This window comes from Pseudomonas sp. E6002, assembly GCF_013385565.1.
Taxonomy (GTDB): Bacteria; Pseudomonadota; Gammaproteobacteria; order Pseudomonadales; family Pseudomonadaceae; genus Aquipseudomonas.
In genome coordinates, this window is the sequence record NZ_JACAPT010000022.1 from 119856 (window position 1) to 135244 (window position 15389).

At 61.1% G+C, this 15389-nt stretch carries 18 protein-coding genes; 9 read left to right on the forward strand and 9 right to left on the reverse strand.

The window, feature by feature from the left end:
* Positions 1-3: 3 nt before the first annotated feature.
* Positions 4-312: a chaperone modulator CbpM gene (locus HX815_RS17585; protein ID WP_003217397.1), complete on the reverse strand. Its 309-nt coding sequence runs from the start codon at positions 310-312 to the stop codon at positions 4-6.
* Positions 313-314: 2 nt separating this feature from the next.
* The gene (locus HX815_RS17590; protein WP_008439071.1) at positions 315-1262 is read right to left on the reverse strand and encodes a DnaJ C-terminal domain-containing protein; all 948 of its coding nucleotides are present in this window, start codon (positions 1260-1262) and stop codon (positions 315-317) included.
* Positions 1263-1550: 288 nt separating this feature from the next.
* On the opposite strand from HX815_RS17590, the gene HX815_RS17595 reads away from it, so the two are divergent.
* The gene (locus HX815_RS17595) at positions 1551-2819 is read left to right on the forward strand and encodes an Hsp70 family protein (protein ID WP_102605727.1); all 1269 of its coding nucleotides are present in this window, start codon (positions 1551-1553) and stop codon (positions 2817-2819) included.
* 133 nt (positions 2820-2952) lie between these two features.
* Here the strand turns inward: HX815_RS17595 and HX815_RS17600 are convergent, their stop codons facing one another.
* The 3 genes from HX815_RS17600 to HX815_RS17610 all read right to left on the reverse strand — a co-directional run bounded on the left by HX815_RS17600 (position 2953) and on the right by HX815_RS17610 (position 5325).
* On the reverse strand, positions 2953-3966 hold the full coding sequence (locus HX815_RS17600; protein WP_003217402.1) for an AI-2E family transporter: 1014 nt from the start codon (positions 3964-3966) through the stop codon (positions 2953-2955).
* Positions 3967-4152: 186 nt separating this feature from the next.
* Positions 4153-4467 (reverse strand): PsiF family protein, encoded by a 315-nt coding sequence (locus HX815_RS17605; RefSeq protein WP_003217404.1) that lies wholly within the window; start codon positions 4465-4467, stop codon positions 4153-4155.
* Positions 4468-4530: 63 nt separating this feature from the next.
* Positions 4531-5325, reverse strand: a complete 795-nt coding sequence (locus HX815_RS17610; protein ID WP_087693123.1) for a helix-turn-helix transcriptional regulator — start codon at positions 5323-5325, stop codon at positions 4531-4533.
* A 97-nt stretch (positions 5326-5422) separates the two neighbouring features.
* On the opposite strand from HX815_RS17610, the gene HX815_RS17615 reads away from it, so the two are divergent.
* A complete protein-coding gene (locus tag HX815_RS17615) occupies positions 5423-6319 on the forward strand; it encodes a DMT family transporter (RefSeq protein WP_177028640.1) in 897 nt (298 codons plus the stop codon).
* On the opposite strand, the gene HX815_RS17620 is transcribed toward HX815_RS17615, so the two are convergent.
* Entirely contained in the window at positions 6312-6617 is a 306-nt protein-coding gene (locus tag HX815_RS17620) for a multidrug efflux SMR transporter (protein WP_003217412.1), read from the reverse strand. The two genes, HX815_RS17615 and HX815_RS17620, sit on opposite strands and share 8 nt — an antisense overlap.
* Position 6618: 1 nt before the next feature.
* On the reverse strand, positions 6619-7260 hold the full coding sequence (locus tag HX815_RS17625; RefSeq protein ID WP_102367993.1) for an FMN-dependent NADH-azoreductase: 642 nt from the start codon (positions 7258-7260) through the stop codon (positions 6619-6621).
* Between the two features lie 124 nt (positions 7261-7384).
* Between HX815_RS17625 and HX815_RS17630 the strand changes: the two genes are divergently transcribed.
* Positions 7385-8296 carry a LysR substrate-binding domain-containing protein gene (locus tag HX815_RS17630; protein WP_177022489.1) on the forward strand — a complete coding sequence of 304 codons (912 nt, stop codon included), beginning with the start codon at positions 7385-7387 and terminating at the stop codon, positions 8294-8296.
* Between the two features lie 98 nt (positions 8297-8394).
* Complete coding sequence (locus tag HX815_RS17635; RefSeq protein ID WP_003217418.1) at positions 8395-8925, forward strand: bacterioferritin; 531 nt, start codon at positions 8395-8397, stop codon at positions 8923-8925.
* Between the two features lie 137 nt (positions 8926-9062).
* Here HX815_RS17635 and HX815_RS17640 read toward each other — a convergent pair whose 3' ends face one another.
* Positions 9063-11132: an AsmA family protein gene (locus HX815_RS17640; protein ID WP_177028641.1), complete on the reverse strand. Its 2070-nt coding sequence runs from the start codon at positions 11130-11132 to the stop codon at positions 9063-9065.
* Between the two features lie 368 nt (positions 11133-11500).
* On the opposite strand from HX815_RS17640, the gene HX815_RS17645 reads away from it, so the two are divergent.
* Together HX815_RS17645 and HX815_RS17650 are read left to right on the forward strand one after the other, a co-directional pair.
* Positions 11501-11950, forward strand: coding sequence for a hypothetical protein (locus HX815_RS17645; RefSeq protein ID WP_003217421.1), 450 nt, complete (start codon positions 11501-11503; stop codon positions 11948-11950).
* Positions 11951-12101: 151 nt separating this feature from the next.
* On the forward strand, positions 12102-12734 hold the full coding sequence (locus HX815_RS17650; RefSeq protein ID WP_003217423.1) for a TetR family transcriptional regulator: 633 nt from the start codon (positions 12102-12104) through the stop codon (positions 12732-12734).
* A 1-nt stretch (position 12735) separates the two neighbouring features.
* On the opposite strand, the gene HX815_RS17655 is transcribed toward HX815_RS17650, so the two are convergent.
* Entirely contained in the window at positions 12736-13224 is a 489-nt protein-coding gene (locus tag HX815_RS17655) for a C40 family peptidase (protein WP_003217425.1), read from the reverse strand.
* Positions 13225-13561: 337 nt separating this feature from the next.
* On the opposite strand from HX815_RS17655, the gene ureE reads away from it, so the two are divergent.
* The 3 genes from ureE to ureG are packed head-to-tail and all read left to right on the forward strand — an operon-like array spanning position 13562 to position 15371.
* Positions 13562-14062, forward strand: coding sequence for an urease accessory protein UreE (gene ureE, locus HX815_RS17660; RefSeq protein WP_008439076.1), 501 nt, complete (start codon positions 13562-13564; stop codon positions 14060-14062).
* Positions 14059-14733 carry an urease accessory protein UreF gene (locus tag HX815_RS17665; RefSeq protein WP_102604261.1) on the forward strand — a complete coding sequence of 225 codons (675 nt, stop codon included), beginning with the start codon at positions 14059-14061 and terminating at the stop codon, positions 14731-14733. The genes ureE and HX815_RS17665 overlap by 4 nt, the downstream gene beginning before the upstream one ends.
* Positions 14734-14756: 23 nt before the next feature.
* Positions 14757-15371 (forward strand): urease accessory protein UreG, encoded by a 615-nt coding sequence (ureG, locus tag HX815_RS17670; RefSeq protein ID WP_003217431.1) that lies wholly within the window; start codon positions 14757-14759, stop codon positions 15369-15371.
* The last annotated feature ends 18 nt before the right edge of the window (positions 15372-15389 follow it).

Sequence of the window (15389 nt, forward strand, 5' to 3'; positions counted from 1 at the left end):
GATTCAGGGCGTTTGCACCAACCGCCCCAGCCGTTGCTTGAGCATCTGGTTCTCGGCCCGCAGTTGCTGGACCTCTTCCAGCAGGTCGAGCGCCAGGGCGACGCCTTCCCATTCCAGCTCCAGGTCCTTTTGCAGCGCCGAGGCGCGCTTGGCCAGGGCCAGTTCGTAATCGGTGAAGCGCCAGGACTCGGGACTGGTCCCCACCGGTTCAACGATGCCGTGCTCGACGATTTCGATCACGTAGGCCACCGACAGGTCGGTGGCCTCACAGAATTCTGCCATGTTCACTTGAACCAAACGGGGACTGCTCATCGTTAGCTACTCCATGATTCTCTTGGATCGAAGGCGGCTTTTTGTGCCAGTTCCTGCCACAACGCCTTGACCTCGTCGTCGGTGTTTTTCGGCATCACCGCCTTGAGTTGCACAAACAGGTAACCGCGCTGCCCGGCCTTGTTCAACAAGCCATGGCCCTTGGCGCGCATGCGCTGGCCGTTCTGGCTGCCGGCCGGCACCTTGAGGTTGATCTTGCCGGTGAGGGTCGGCACCGCCACTTCCGTGCCCAACGCCAGCTCCCACGGGGCCAGTGGCAGGGTGATGATCAGGTTCTCACCTTCCACATCGAATTTAGGGTGTGGCGCGAACTTGATGATCAAGTACAGATCACCATTGGCACCACCGCCAATCCCAGGCGCGCCCTGGCCCTTGAGGCGGATGCGCTCGCCGTCGGCCACACCGGCCGGGATCTTCACGTTCAGGCTCTTGGTGGTGTTGCTGACGTGCTGGCCGGCCGCGTTGTATTGCGGCACCTGGAAGTTGACCTGCTTGGACTCGTTGGACAGGGTCTCTTCGAGGAAGACCGGCAGTTCCATTTCCACATCTTGCCCTCGACGCCCGGCACTGCGGCCCTGGGCACCACCAAAACCATTGCCGCGCGAACCGAAGATCGAGCTGAAGAAGTCCGAGAAGTCGCCGGTGTCCTGGCCACCGCCGCCATAGCCACCACGGCTCTGCCAACCTGGCGGGCCCTGGAACGGCTGGCCATGCTGGCCGTATTTGCGCAGATCGTCGTATTCGGCGCGCTTGTCGGCACTTTTCAGCGCTTCATAGGCTTCGGACGCGTCCTTGAACTTGGCTTCAGCGTCCTTTTCCTTGCTCACGTCCGGGTGATATTTGCGCGCCAGCTTGCGATAGGCGGCCTTGATCGCCTTGTCGTCAGCGGTGGGTTCTACACCGAGAATCTTGTAATAGTCTTTGAAGTCCATCGGGGGCATCACCATCCATTATCGATATCGCACTGCCAGCGTCACAGCATGCGCCTGTTTGCGGCGTCTGGATTGACCGATCTCAATCTTGTGACCGAAGGGTGCGTCAGAAGTTTATCGGCGCTGCGGGCAGAATCCTGCAGCCACCAACCGTATGGGGAGGATTTGGGGGCAAAGGCCGGGCTTTCAAGGTAACAAGTCCGTTGTATTTAGCGGATAGTCGGCCTACGCATCTGCACGCGGGTGGCATACACTGCGCGGCCGTTTTTCAACCGGAACCCGATTGACATGAAAAACCCATCCCCAGCCCGTGCCTGCGGTATCGACTTCGGCACGTCCAACTCCACCGTCGGCTGGATTCGTCCCGGCATGGAAACGCTTATCGCGCTGGAGGACGACAAGATCACGCTGCCGTCGGTGGTGTTCTTCAACTTCGAAGAGCGCCGCCCGGTGTACGGTCGCCTGGCCCTGCACGAGTACCTGGAAAACTACGAAGGCCGGCTGATGCGCTCGCTCAAGAGCCTGCTGGGTTCCAAGCTGATCAAGCACGACACCAGTGTATTGGGCACGGCCATGCCGTTCACCGACCTGCTGGCGCTGTTTATCGGCCAACTCAAGAGCCGCGCCGAGACCACCGCCGGGCGTGAGTTCGAAGAAGTGGTGCTGGGCCGTCCGGTATTTTTCGTCGACGACGACCCGATGGCCGACCAGGAAGCCGAGAACACCCTGGTGGACGTGGCCCGCAAGATCGGCTTCAAGGACATCTCGTTCCAGTACGAACCGATTGCCGCGGCCTTCGACTACGAGTCCACCATCGAGAAAGAAGAGCTGGTGCTGATTGTCGACATCGGCGGGGGTACCTCCGACTTCTCCCTGGTGCGCCTGTCGCCCGAGCGCCGCCAGATCGACAACCGCCACGACGACATCCTCGCCACCGGCGGTGTGCACATCGGCGGTACCGACTTCGACAAGCAGCTCTCGCTGGCCGGCATGATGCCGCTGTTCGGCTACGGCAGCCGCATGAAGAGCGGCGCTTATATGCCCACCAGCCACCACATGAACCTGGCGACCTGGCACACCATCAACTCGGTGTACTCGCAGAAATCCAAGCTGGCGCTGGGCAGCATGCGCTACGACATCGAGGACACGGGTGGCATCGACCGCCTGTTCAACCTGATCGAACAGCGCGCCGGGCACTGGCTGGCGATGGAAGTGGAAGAAACCAAGATCCAACTGACCCAACAGGACAGCCGCCATGTGCTGCTGGACCGGGTCGAGCCGGGGTTGAGCGTGGAATTGAGCCGGGCGCTGTTCGAGTCGGCCATCGATGGCTTGCTGGAGCGGGTGCGCAATGCGGTGACGCAACTGCTCAACGACGCCTCGGTGGACGTGGCCCAGGTGGACACGGTGTTCTTTACCGGGGGTTCCAGCGGGATTCCGGCGCTGCGCCACAGCATCTCGGCGATGCTGCCGAATGCGCAGCATGTGGAAGGGAACATCTTTGGCAGTATTGGCAGTGGTCTGGCGATTGAGGCCAGCAAGCGCTACGGCTACTGAGTTTTAGCTGAAACCGTGGCGCGCCCTTCGCGAGCAAGCCCGCTCCCACATTCGGCTGCATTCCAAAGTTGGAACTCGGTCAAATGTGGGAGCGGGCTTGCTCGCGAAGGGGCCAGTCCAGGCAACATCAATGCTAAACCATCCCCGCCAGCTTCAACTCACTCTTCAAGTACGCATAATAAATCGGCCCCGCCACCACCCCCGGCAGGCCGAAGGCGGCTTCGAACACCAGCATCGCCAACAACAATTCCCACGACTTGGCACTGATCTGCCCACCGACGATCCGCGCGTTGAGGAAGTACTCGACCTTGTGGATCACGATCAGGTAGCCCAACGCCGCCACCGCCACCCAGATCGACAGCGACAAGGCCACGATGGTGATCAGGGTGTTGGACATCAGGTTGCCGATCACCGGCAGCAGGCCCAGCAGGAACGTCAGCACGATCAGGGTCTTGGTCAGCGGCAGGTGGATCCCGCACAACGGCAGCACCACCGCGAGGAAGATCGCGGTGAACGCGGTGTTCAGCGCGGCGATCTTGATCTGCGCGAAAACGATGTTGCGAAAGGCCTGGACCAGCAGGTGCAGGCGATCAAACAGCGCGGCCGCCAGGGGTTTGCGCTTGGTCAGGTCCGGCACCCGTTGCAGGGCGATGATCGCCCCCAGCACCATGCCGATCAACAAGGTCACGAACATGTGCGCGGCGTCTTTGCCCACCAGTTGCAGTTCGCTGAGGTGTTTGCTCAGCCATTCGCCGATGGCCACGCGGAACTCGGCGGCGCTGGCCGGCAGGTAGGCGTCGAGGAACGGCGGCAACTGGCCGCGGGCACGATCGACCACGCCCATGAACTTATCGAGGGAGGCCCCCGGGTTTTCCGCTTCGTGCAGCAGGAAGCTGATGGCCCCGGCAAAGATCAGGGTCAGGATGCTGACGATCAAGGTTCCCAGCAAGGCTACCGCCAACCAGCGCGCACGCCGGCCTTCGATCAACCGCTGCAACTGCGGGGTGAGCATGTTGACCAGCTCATACACCAGCAGCCCGGCCAGCAGGCTCGGCAGCAACTTCAATGGCAAAACCAGCAGCAGCCCGCCAAAAATCAGCACGCAACTGACCAACAACAACACGTGACGCTGAGAAAACGTTGGCATACAGCCTCAAAACGAACGGCGTTAAAGGATGGGCAGTCTGCCAGCGTTGGGTGAATCAAGCGAGAAGTCTAAACGCGGTCCAATGTGGGAGCTGGCTTGCCTGCGATGGCGGTGGGTCAGCCAACAAAGGCATCGACTGTCAGGTCGCAATCTTAGGCAAGCCAGCGCCCACAGAGTTCTGCATCATTATTTCTTCAGGCAGGTGCTCATAAAGGTTTTACGCGCATCGCCGGTCAGCGCCTGGGTTTTCGCGGTGGCGTTGCAATCTTTCATCTTCTGTTGCTGGGGGGTCAGGGTCTTGGCGTCGTTGGCCGCCGGGGCCGCCTTGAGGCAGTTGCTCATGAACGCCTTGCGATCATCACCGGTCTTGCCACTGGTCTTGGCTTCGGCGTTGCAAGTAGTCATTTTTTGTTGCTGAGCCGTCTGTGCGGCAGTCGCGGCAAAGCCTTGGGAACACAGCAGCAGGCCCATCATCAACAGCGGAATACGCAGCATCTTCATGGAGTTTTCTCCCTGTTACCGTGCCGAGGGGCACGGCCTCCCCAGCAGTGTAGTCAAACCCTGTTACACCTTCCTGCCGCGTATATGGGTCCGGCGATACTGCTCCGGCGTGCAGCCGGCCTGGCGCTGGAACATCGCGATAAACGCCGAGGCTGTGCTGTAGCCCAGGTCAAACGCAACTTCCTGGACACTGCGCGCGCTGTCCAGCGCCTCGATCGACGCCAGGAACCGCAGGCGTTGGCGCCATTCGCCGAAGCTCATCCCCAGCTCACGCACAAATTGCCGCGCCAGGGTGCGCTCACTGACATGCACCTGCTGCGCCCACTGGGCCAGCGCGCGGTTATCGCCAGGGTCGGCCTGCATGCCCTCCAGCACACTGAGCAACCCGGGATGGCTGGCATACGGCAGGAAACAATCGTGCACCGGCGCCTGCCTGAGTTGGTCTACCAGCACCTGGGCCAGGCGCACGTCGGCTTCGTTCTCGGGAATGTTGACATCACGCTCGGCGAAATCACTGAGGATCGCCTTGAGGATATCGCTGATGGCCAGGGTGCAAGGCTGCGCTGGCAATTGTTCGCACAGCGTGGGCGCCAGGTACACCGAGCGGTAAACGATCGCCTGGGCGTTGTAGGAACTGTGCTGGGTGTTGGGTGGGATCCATACCGCATATTGCGGCGGCGACATAAAGCGACTGCCGGCCACTTCAAAGCGCATCACGCCACGGGCCGAGTAGTCCAGGGAACCCCAGGCATGCTGGTGCGCACTGGCATGGGTGTCAGCCTCGAATTCCGAATAACGGAAATACACCGGGGCCGGCAACTGGTCAAAATCGGGAAGGTTGATGTACTTCTTGAGCATGTTGTCTGGATACAAAGGTCGGATGGCTGGATCGAAGTATAGGCTTCGATCCAGACAAAGGATAATCACCGCTCATAGACGCAATTGGTTCTTTTCGATGCAATACGCTTATCCGTTACTGGCCATTTTTATCTGGGCCGGCAATACCGTGGTCAACAAACTCGCGGTGGGGACGATTTTCCCTGCCGAGATCGGTTTTTACCGCTGGCTGCTGGCCGGCCTGCTGTTTACCCCGTTCATGCTCAAACCCGTCATCGCCAACTGGCCGCTGATTCGTCCCAACCTGGGCAAGGTCTTCATCCTCGGCGTGCTGGGCATGGCGGTGTACCAGAGCCTGGCGTATTACGCCGCGAACCTGACCTCGGCCACCAACATGGGCATTATCCTCTCGCTGATGCCACTGATGGCTCTTACCGCCGCAATCATCAGCCTTGGCCAGCGCCTGACGTTCGGCGCCCTGACCGGTGCCGTGCTGTCGTTTGCCGGCGTGGTAGTGGTGGTTTCCGCCGGTAGTCTCAGCGCCCTGCTGCAACACGGGCTGAATATGGGTGACGCGATGATGCTGGTGGCCACCCTCGCCTACGCGGTCTACAGCACCCTGCTGAAAAAATGGCAGCTGCGCTTGCCGCCACTGGTTTTGCTGTACCTGCAGGTGCTGGTGGCGGTGGTGGTGTTGTTTCCGCTGTTCCTGCTCTCCGACAAGGCCGGCCTTGGCTGGTCGAATATCCCGCTGGTGCTGTACGCCTGCCTGCTGGCCTCGATGCTCGCGCCGCTGGCCTGGATGCATTCGGTGAAGACCCTCGGCCCAAGCCGCACCACGCTGTTTTTCAACCTGCTGCCGCTGATCACCGCGTTGATTGCCGCAGTGGTGTTGAAGGAGCAACTGGCGCTGTATCACCTGGTGGGCGGCTTGCTGACCCTGGGCGGGGTGATTTTGTCGGAGCGCTGGACGACGCCGGTTCGCAGCAATGTCAGCGCGCAGGAAGCTACTTGAGCCCCACCACTCCGGCGACGATCAAGCCCACCGACACCAGCTTGATCAGCGTCAGGCTCTCCCCCAGCAGCGCGAACCCGAGAAACACCGTGCCCAGTGAGCCAATGGCGGTCCAGATCGGGTAGGCCACGCTCACCGGCAACTCACGCATGGCCAGGGTCAGGAAGTAGATCCCGCCCACGGCCGCGACGACGGTGACCAGCGACGGCCACAGCCGGGTGAAGCCGTCGGCGTACTTCATGCCCATGGCGAAGGTCACCTCAAAGCCGGCGGCGATCAGCAGGAACAGCCACGACACTTCAGAAGCTCCCGGCCAGGTCGCGCAGTTGCCCCTCGACTGCATCGCAGGAACGGCGGAAAACGCTCGGATCGGACTCTTCGCCTTCTGCGGCGATCACCGTGACGTCTTCAATGCCGATGAACCCCAACGCGGTCCGCAGGTGCGGATCGGCGTGGTTCATCGCCTCGTTTTCCCCGCCCGGGCCAAAGCCGCTGCCGCCGCGACTGGTGATGATCAAGGCCTTTTTGCCCAACAATAACGGCTGGTACTGGGCGATACCCTGGCTGTCCTGGGTGATATCCACGGTGAGGCCCATGCGCACGATCTGGTCGATCCAGGCCTTGAGGCCGCTGGGAATCCCGAAGTTGTACATCGGTACGGAAATCACCAGCAGTTCGTGCTCGACGAGCTCGGCTACCAGCTCATTGCTCAGTTGCAAATCGGCGTGCATGGACAACGGCATCGCCTGCGGCTCCGGGTGGAAGCTGGCGGCAATGAACGCTTCGCTGACGTGGGGGATAGACGCCCGGCCCACTTCGCGGCGGGTCAACTGCGCGTCGGGATTGGCGGTGTGCCAGGCGGCCAGGAACACCTCGGCAAGGCGCCGGGAGTGGGAACGTTCGCCGCGGGGACTGGAATGGATCGCAAGCATTTTTTTCATCTGTAGGCCTTCACACGCTAGACTCAGGCAACCTGAATGGCTGCCTCTGTTGCGCATAAATCTAGAGCCGAGCGGCCACCCTCACAAATGAGCAATAGTTGTTTTGGATGAACTGAATTCATCCATGGAGCCACACATGTTTGCTTCGCTGCCCCTGACCGCCCTGCGCGCCTTTGAATCGGCCTCGCGCCTGTTGAGCTTCAAGGCCGCCGCCCAGGAGTTGTCGGTCACGCCGACGGCGGTGTCCCATCAGATTCGCTCGCTGGAAACCTGGCTCGGCGTGCCACTGTTCGAGCGCCTGCCGCGCCAGGTGCGCCTGACGGAACGCGGCGAGCGTTTGTTCCACAGCCTGCACGGCGCCTTGCTGGACGTCGCGCAAAGCGTCGACACCCTGCGCCCGCAACGCAGCGCCAGCAATCTCACGCTCTCCACTACGCCGGCGTTTGCCGCTCTGTGGCTGGTGCCGCGACTCGGGCGCTTCTATGCCGCCCATCCGGATATCAGCCTGCGCCTGGACACCAACTGCGCCGTGGTCGATTTACAGCAGGATGCCAGCGTCGACCTGGTGATCCGCTACAGCATCGACGACTACACGAACCTGTACGGTTTGTGCCTGTTCGACGAATGTTTCGCCGTGTATGGCTCCCCCGAACAAGTCGCCCTGGCGCGCGAGCGCACCCCGACCCTGATCAGCGTGCGCTGGCACAACTCCAGGCTGTACGCCCTGGGCTGGCAGGCATGGTGCGAAAAGGCCGGGGAAGATTGGTTGCAATCCGCTTCGCCGCTGCGCGAATACGACGAAGAACACTACGCCCTGCAAGCGGCCATCGCCGGCCAGGGCCTGGTGCTGGCGAGCAATATCCTGGTCTCGGAAAGCGTCGCCAGCGGGTTGCTGGTGCCTTACCGGCCACAGGTCCGCGTCAACGGCGCCGGCTACAGCGCTCTGTGCGTACCGGGACGGGAACGGCACCCGCCGGTCCGGGCGTTTTTTGAGTGGTTGCAGGAGGAAGCGCGGCTGTCGGGGCACGCTCTGTAAAATCCGATAAAACTTTTTGCGTTGCCTGGGACTCACAACTTGGAGCGATCACGCCGGCAGAGCGTGGCGCAAAACCGGATTAGTACCAGGAGAATGAGATGACTGACTCACATTTGTCTGACGTAGCCACTTTACGTGACCGCGCCCGCAAGAACGTCGAAAACGGTGCCGTGACCGAAGGTTATGACGCCGACCGCCAGGAAATCCTGCGTCTGCTCAACGAATCGCTGGCCACCGAGCTGGTGTGCGTGCTGCGCTACAAGCGCCACTACTTCATGGCCAATGGCGTCAAGGCGCATGTCGCCGCCGAGGAGTTCCTCGAGCACGCCACCCAGGAAGCCGAACACGCCGACAAGTTGGCCGAGCGTATCGTGCAGTTGGGTGGCGAGCCGGAGTTCAACCCCGACCTGCTGTCGAAGAATTCCCACGCGCAGTACGTGGCCGGCAATACGCTGAAGGAGATGGTCTACGAAGACCTGGTGGCCGAGCGCATCGCGGTAGACAGCTATCGCGAAATCATCCAGTACATCGGTGACAAAGACCCGACCACTCGCCGGATCTTCGAAGACATCCTGGCCCAGGAAGAAGAACACGCCGACGACATGGCGGATATTCTGAAGGACCTGTAACTAACACAGCTAACACCGCAAAACCCATGTGGGAGCGGGCTTGCTCGCGAAGGCGGTGGGTCAGTCGGAACATTCTTGACTGATCCACCGCCTTCGCGAGCAAGCCCGCTCCCACATTTGGTTCACGGTTTTGTCAGCTAGCCTTTCACTGTTTTAGGTGCCTTGCCTTCCTTCATCTGTTGCAGCAGCGGCGCACACTGGTTCGGCTCATCGCCGCTCGGTGCCACCAGCGCCAGCAAACCCGCCGCCGGCCCGGCAATCACACCCAAGGCAACCATGCCCGCACCACGCAGCATCAGCGGCACCGCCTTCACCCCAGCATTCGGTTTGATAAACGGCCCGTTGACGTACAACGGCGAGCGCAGGGAAAACAGGCGGAAGCCTTTGGACTCCGGGGTAATGGTCAGATCAAGCTGCTCGCTGGCCATGTTCGCGGTGCCATCGATGTAGATGATCGCGTTCTCGGTATCGAACACAAACAGGCGAGTCGTCGCCAGGCCCGACTTGATGCCGAAGTCTGCGGCCGCACAGTTGATCTTCACTTCCTTGTCGCCAAACAGGCGGCCGACCACGTAGTTGCCGACGTTGAGCCCGGCGATTTCCATCAGTCCGCGGCTGATGGCGCCGTCGTTGATCAACATCTTCAGATCGCCATTCGACGTGCCAAGCAATGCCGCGACGGAGTTGCCGCGCCCGGAAATGTCCGCGTCGCCGTTGAGCTCACCGAAGCTGGTTTTCATCGGCTCGAAGGTCGGGAACAACTGCTTGAGCTTGAAGTTGCGCGCGGTGAGTCTGGCCTGGCCTTCCATCGGCGTGGTGCGCCCGTTGAGACGAATCTGCGCGTCGAGCTTGCCACCGGCCACACCGAAACGCAGGGGCTCCAGGCTCAACTGCCCGTCGTTCAGCACCAGGTGAGTGTAGAGATCGGTGAACGGCAATTCGGCACTGTGGACGATGCGCTTGCCGGTGAATTCAACGTCGGCATCCATGTCGCGCCAGCGCTCGGTGCGGAACTCTTCCACCGGCAGCACCTTGGTCGCCGGCTGCTTGCTTTCGCCGCCACGGGCTTTTTGCTTGGCGTTGGAGTCGGCACCGATCAGCGGCGCCAGGTCGGTCATCAACAGCTGGTTGGAGACCAGCGCCCCGGTGAGCTTGGGCCGCGGCTGGCTGGCGACGTAGCCGAGGTTGCCGTGGATGTCGCTGTTGCCGATCTTGCCGTTGAAGTTTTCATACTGGAACGACGCGCCACTGGCCTCATGCAGCTTGGCGATCAGGTGGCCGTCGGTGGAATAGGCCGGCGAATCCGGCAAGGTCACGCCGGTCAGCGGGTACAGGTTGCCCAGGCTGCTGCCGGAGAGTTTGAGGCGCAGGTCAAGGGCGCCGAGGTTCATCGGGTCGGTCAGGGTGCCGGCCAGCGCGATGCTGGTGTCGCCGATCCTGGCCTGGGCTTGCAGCGGGAACGGCTTGGCCGCGTCCTGCAAGGCCAGCAGGCCACCGATCTTGCCGGTGCCATCGAGTTTCTGGCCGTGGTATTGGCCCTTGACCTTGAGGCCGAACGCGTAATCCTGCGGCGCCGAGCCTTTTTCCAGGGCTTTCCTGGCGTCGGCATCGCCGACGATCTCGCCGAAGGGGATCGGCTTGCCGAGCAGGTCGATCACGACGTCGAGCTGGGTCTGGAGAGTCTGGTCGTCGAGGGTCACATGGCCTTTGTCGAAGCCGATGGCGCCGATGTCCACCACCCAGTTGGACGGTTCGGCATTCGGGTCCTTGGGGTCGAACTTGAAGGTCCAGTTGGCGCGGCCATCGGCCAGGCGCTGCAACTGCGCACTCGGTTCGGTGAGGTCGATACGCGGGATCACCACGCGCTGGGCCAGCAACGCCAGGGGCGAGATGCGCAACTCCACGCGCTTGAGGGTGACCATCTGCGGGGCTTTCGACCAGTCGGGATTGCCCAGGGTCAGGTCTTCGGCAATCACATGGGGCCACGGAATCCAGGCGCGCCAGCGACCCTCATCGGGCTCGCGCTGCCACACCACTGCCAGGTTGCCATTGATGGCAAACGGTCGATGCAGCTCTTCGGAGACCTTGGCGTTGAGGGGCGGCTTGATCCGGTTCCAGTCAAAGAACACCAGGACCAACACCACAATGGCGATTAACAAAACGAAGCTGGCGCAGCTCCAGGCGAGAATTTTACGAGTGCGCGTCATTGCACAGGACTCCAGGTTACGACTGAGCGGGCGCTTTGCGGCGCGCGTTTTGACTACAGCTTATATGGCTACGACTGACAAACGGCGCGGGGGTTTAACCCCATTGATGAATTCCTCATAAAAACCGCCTTTCCTGACCAACCAGACAGTTTCAATCATCAACGACGCACCGTTGTTACCCACGTTCGTGTCGAAAATACCCACCTCGGTGCAAAAGCGCGGGCTTGAGACCTGCGAGATAGAGCCTTCGCAGGGAACAATCAATTCTGTTGATTATTACCATTGTGTTTATGAACTTTTATATCGACTTATCAAGAGTAGCATTAGCCCTGTACCCAATTTATCGCCCTCCCAAGGAGCAACCCATCATGAAACGCCAAATACTCGCAAGCTTTGCACTTTCCCTCCTGGCCACCAGCGCATTTGCCCTGCCAGCTGCTGAACAGGCAACCCCACAAGTAAAAGCCGACGCTTCCCACTTCAGCCAAACCCTGGCTCGCAGCGGCGCTTCGGACAAGAACAACACCGACTACAACGGCAGCATCACTGAAAACGGTTCGGAACAAGCCAACAAACGTGCTTACACCGAAGGCGTTGCTGAAGGTGGCCGTGATCGTCTGGAACAGAAAGGCCTGGTTGAAGGTGGCGCTGATCGCCTGATGGAACGCAACGCTGTTGCCGAAGGTGGTCGTGATCGCCTGGAACAGAAAGGCCTGGTTGAAGATGGTTCGAGCCGCGCCAACAAACGCGCTTATGCTGACGGCGTAGTGGAAGGCGGTGCTGACCGTCTGGCAGAACTGCATCAAGCACAGAGCTAAGCCCGTGCTGGCCCTGGAAAAAAGCCCGATCAGCCGATCGGGCTTTGACTTTGTGTGAACCGCAACGCCCTTCTCCCTTTTGAAGTTCGACGCTGGCAAAGCTGATTTGCTAGAGTGCGTCGCTGTCCTTGTCCACAAAGCCCGCCTGCCAATGCTGCCCCGCGCCGAACAGAAGCAACAGACCCGACTCGCCCTGATGGACGCAGCCCGCCATCTGATGGAGTGTGGCCGTGGGTTCGGCAGCCTCAGCCTGCGTGAAGTGGCCAAGACCGCCGGCATCGTGCCCACCGGTTTCTACCGTCACTTTGCCGATATGGATCAGTTGGGCCTGGTATTGGTCAGTGAAGTCGGCCAGACCTTTCGCGCGACGATTCGCCTGGTGCGCCACAACGAATTCGTGATGGGCGGCATCATTGATGCCTCGGTACGGATTTTCCTGGATGTGGTCGCCGCCAACCGTTCGCAATTCCTGTTCCTGGCCCGCGAGCAATACGGTGGCAGCCTCGCCGTTCGCCAAGCCATTGGTGCCCTGCGTGAGGACATCGCCAGCGACCTCGCCGCCGACCTGACCCTGATGCCCAAGCTCCAGCACCTGGATGCCGACGGCCTGCACGTGATGGCCGACCTGATCGTCAAGAGCGTGTTCGCCACCCTGCCCGACATTATCGACCCGCCCGCCGAAGCGCTGCCTGCGCACCTCACGCCACAAGCCAAGATCACCCAGCAGCTGCGTTTCATCTTTATCGGTCTCAAGCATTGGCAAGGCCTGGGCAGCACCGAATAACTCAGCGCACGGTGTGAAAACGCTTGGCGGTGGTGTAGTTCCGGTTCCAATAGCTGTTGGCCAGTGAGTCGATGCGCACGCTTTTACCCGTGCGTGGCGAGTGGATGAACTTGCCCTCTCCTATATAGAGACCAACGTGGCTGACCTGGCCGCGCCCATTGCCCCTGAAAAACACCGCATCACCCGGTTGCAACGCATTGCGCTTGACCGTGGCCGCGGTTGAGCGGTGCATCGCCGAGGTGGTGCGAGGCAGATGAATGTTGGCTTCGGTCTTGAACAGGTACACCAGGAAGCTGCTGCAATCGAAGCCCTGCTTCACCGAAGCGCCGCCCAATTTATAGGGCGTGCCCAACAGCTCGTGGGCGCGGTCGATCACGTTGTCGATAGTAGGTGGCGGCGCGAATGCCGGGGCACGCTGAAGATTGGCCGAAGCAGATGAAATGGCGAGCGACAAACTGACAATGAGTAAACAGAAAAATGACTTGTACATGGTGGAAACCGCTGAAGATTAAATACGGAGCGGAATCCTAATGAAACAGCGCGTAACGCAACGCACGGCAAATCCTGCAAGTGCGTAGGAAAAGTCCCAAGCAATCAAAACTCATAAAAGATGAAAGAAATTTCATGCACCAAGCAATGGAATTCAACGCCGAGCGCCCGGATCCGGTGCTATAAATCCAACCACGCACCAAAATGAAACATTTTGGAATAATTTCCTGCGCCATCAGGTGGCACAAGTCGCCTGCCTACAGGGAATTCCTACTCCCCGCGTGGTTGGCAAGACCCTTGCTCTAGCTTGCTTATCGCTCATAGCTGGAAGCTTTCTGATGCTGGTGATCCACCGCCGAATCGCCCCCCAACCCGTCTGGGCCGCAGAGTTGCTGCTGAATTTCGAAGCCCGCAGCAAAAGCCGCCTGCGCTGTTTCAGTGCCGACGGAGAAGACGTCGGCCTGTTTCTGGAGCGCGGCCAACCGCCGCTGCACGATGGCGAATTCCTACAGGCTGAAGACGGACGTGTCGTACGCGTGTGCGCCCGGCCTGAACAACTGCTGCACGTCACCTGCGGCAATGCCTTTGAACTGACCCGCGCCGCCTATCACCTGGGCAACCGCCACGTGGCGCTGCAAGTGGGTGACGGTTGGCTGCGCCTGCTCGATGACTACGTGCTCAAGGCCATGCTCGATCAGTTGGGCGCGACGACCGAGACCATCGAGGCCCCCTTCCAGCCGGAACACGGCGCCTATGGCGGCGGCCACCACCACTCCCGCCATGGCGACGAAGACTTCAACTACCCGCCCAAGCTTCACCAGTTCGGCGTACGCCTATGAACCCAGCCTGGGCGCTGTTGCGTCTGGCCAGTCCGCAGCTGCCGATTGGTGGCTACAGCTATTCCCAGGGCCTGGAAATGGCCGTGGAGCAAGCCCGCGTGACCGACCCGGCAAGTGCCGGGCGCTGGATCAGCGATCAACTGTTGCTCAACCTGGCGCGCTTCGAAGCGCCACTGCTGCTCGCCCACTGCCAGGCCGCGGCCGAACAGGACTGGTCGCGCCTCGCGCAGTTGTGCGAGGAACACCGCGCCAGCCGTGAAACCCGCGAGCTGTATCAGGAAAGCCGGCAGATGGGCTATTCCCTGCACCAGCTATTGAACGGTTTACCGGAGCTGGATGACGCCGCCCGAGAATTCCTGGCACAGCGCTCCGAACCGCACCTGGCCCTGGGCTGGGCCCTGGCCGCCCGCGCCTGGCAGATCAGCCCGGATGACGCCCTGGCCGCCTGGTTGTGGAGTTGGCTGGAAAACCAATTGGCGGTGCTGATGAAGACGCTGCCTCTGGGCCAACAAGCCGCCCAGCGCCTGACCAGCGAACTGCTGCCGCTGCTGCAACAAGCCCAGCAGGACGCCAGCCAGCTTGACCCCAATCACTACGGCAGCGCCGCGTTTGGCCTGTCCCTGGCGTGCATGGCCCATGAGCGCCAGTACAGCCGCCTGTTCCGTTCCTAGGGCACTTTATCTTGGAGAATCACATGAACACCCAACCCCTGCGCGTCGGCATCGGCGGCCCGGTCGGCTCCGGCAAGACCGCCCTGACCCTGGCCCTGTGCCTGGCCCTGCGTGATCGCTACAACCTGGCGGTGGTCACCAACGATATCTACACCCGCGAAGACGCCGACTTCCTGGTGCGCAACCAGGCCCTGGCGCCCGAGCGCATCATCGGTGTGGAAACCGGCGGCTGCCCCCACACCGCGATTCGCGAAGACGCCTCCATCAACCTCGAAGCAGTAGACCAGTTGAACCGTCGCTTTCCCGGCCTGGACCTGATCCTGGTGGAATCCGGCGGCGACAACCTGTCGGCCACCTTCAGCCCGGAACTGTCGGACCTGACCATCTACGTGATCGATGTGTCGGCCGGCGACAAGCTGCCGCGCAAAGGCGGGCCGGGAATCTGCAAATCCGACCTGCTGGTGATCAACAAGATCGACCTGGCGCCGCTGGTAGGCGCATCCCTGGAGCTGATGAACAGCGATACCCAGCGCATGCGCGGCGGTAAACCTTTCGTCTTCAGCAATCAGAAAACCGGCGTCGGCCTGGAAGAAATCGTCGCCTTCATCGAACGCCAGGGCTTGCTGACCGCAGCCTGATCAACCCCCACAAGGAGC

What these genes read in the sequence shown, in the direction of transcription:
- HX815_RS17585 (WP_003217397.1), bottom strand. Translation starts at nt 312, where the DNA reads ATGAGCAGTCCCCGTTTGGTTCAAGTGAACATGGCAGAATTCTGTGAG.
- HX815_RS17590 (WP_008439071.1), bottom strand. Translation starts at nt 1,262, where the DNA reads ATGGACTTCAAAGACTATTACAAGATTCTCGGTGTAGAACCCACCGCT.
- HX815_RS17595 (WP_102605727.1), top strand. Translation starts at nt 1,551, where the DNA reads ATGAAAAACCCATCCCCAGCCCGTGCCTGCGGTATCGACTTCGGCACG.
- HX815_RS17600 (WP_003217402.1), bottom strand. Translation starts at nt 3,966, where the DNA reads ATGCCAACGTTTTCTCAGCGTCACGTGTTGTTGTTGGTCAGTTGCGTG.
- HX815_RS17605 (WP_003217404.1), bottom strand. Translation starts at nt 4,467, where the DNA reads ATGAAGATGCTGCGTATTCCGCTGTTGATGATGGGCCTGCTGCTGTGT.
- HX815_RS17610 (WP_087693123.1), bottom strand. Translation starts at nt 5,325, where the DNA reads ATGCTCAAGAAGTACATCAACCTTCCCGATTTTGACCAGTTGCCGGCC.
- HX815_RS17615 (WP_177028640.1), top strand. Translation starts at nt 5,423, where the DNA reads ATGCAATACGCTTATCCGTTACTGGCCATTTTTATCTGGGCCGGCAAT.
- HX815_RS17625 (WP_102367993.1), bottom strand. Translation starts at nt 7,260, where the DNA reads ATGAAAAAAATGCTTGCGATCCATTCCAGTCCCCGCGGCGAACGTTCC.
- HX815_RS17630 (WP_177022489.1), top strand. Translation starts at nt 7,385, where the DNA reads ATGGAGCCACACATGTTTGCTTCGCTGCCCCTGACCGCCCTGCGCGCC.
- HX815_RS17635 (WP_003217418.1), top strand. Translation starts at nt 8,395, where the DNA reads ATGACTGACTCACATTTGTCTGACGTAGCCACTTTACGTGACCGCGCC.
- HX815_RS17640 (WP_177028641.1), bottom strand. Translation starts at nt 11,132, where the DNA reads ATGACGCGCACTCGTAAAATTCTCGCCTGGAGCTGCGCCAGCTTCGTT.
- HX815_RS17645 (WP_003217421.1), top strand. Translation starts at nt 11,501, where the DNA reads ATGAAACGCCAAATACTCGCAAGCTTTGCACTTTCCCTCCTGGCCACC.
- HX815_RS17650 (WP_003217423.1), top strand. Translation starts at nt 12,102, where the DNA reads ATGCTGCCCCGCGCCGAACAGAAGCAACAGACCCGACTCGCCCTGATG.
- HX815_RS17655 (WP_003217425.1), bottom strand. Translation starts at nt 13,224, where the DNA reads ATGTACAAGTCATTTTTCTGTTTACTCATTGTCAGTTTGTCGCTCGCC.
- ureE (WP_008439076.1), top strand. Translation starts at nt 13,562, where the DNA reads ATGCTGGTGATCCACCGCCGAATCGCCCCCCAACCCGTCTGGGCCGCA.
- HX815_RS17665 (WP_102604261.1), top strand. Translation starts at nt 14,059, where the DNA reads ATGAACCCAGCCTGGGCGCTGTTGCGTCTGGCCAGTCCGCAGCTGCCG.
- ureG (WP_003217431.1), top strand. Translation starts at nt 14,757, where the DNA reads ATGAACACCCAACCCCTGCGCGTCGGCATCGGCGGCCCGGTCGGCTCC.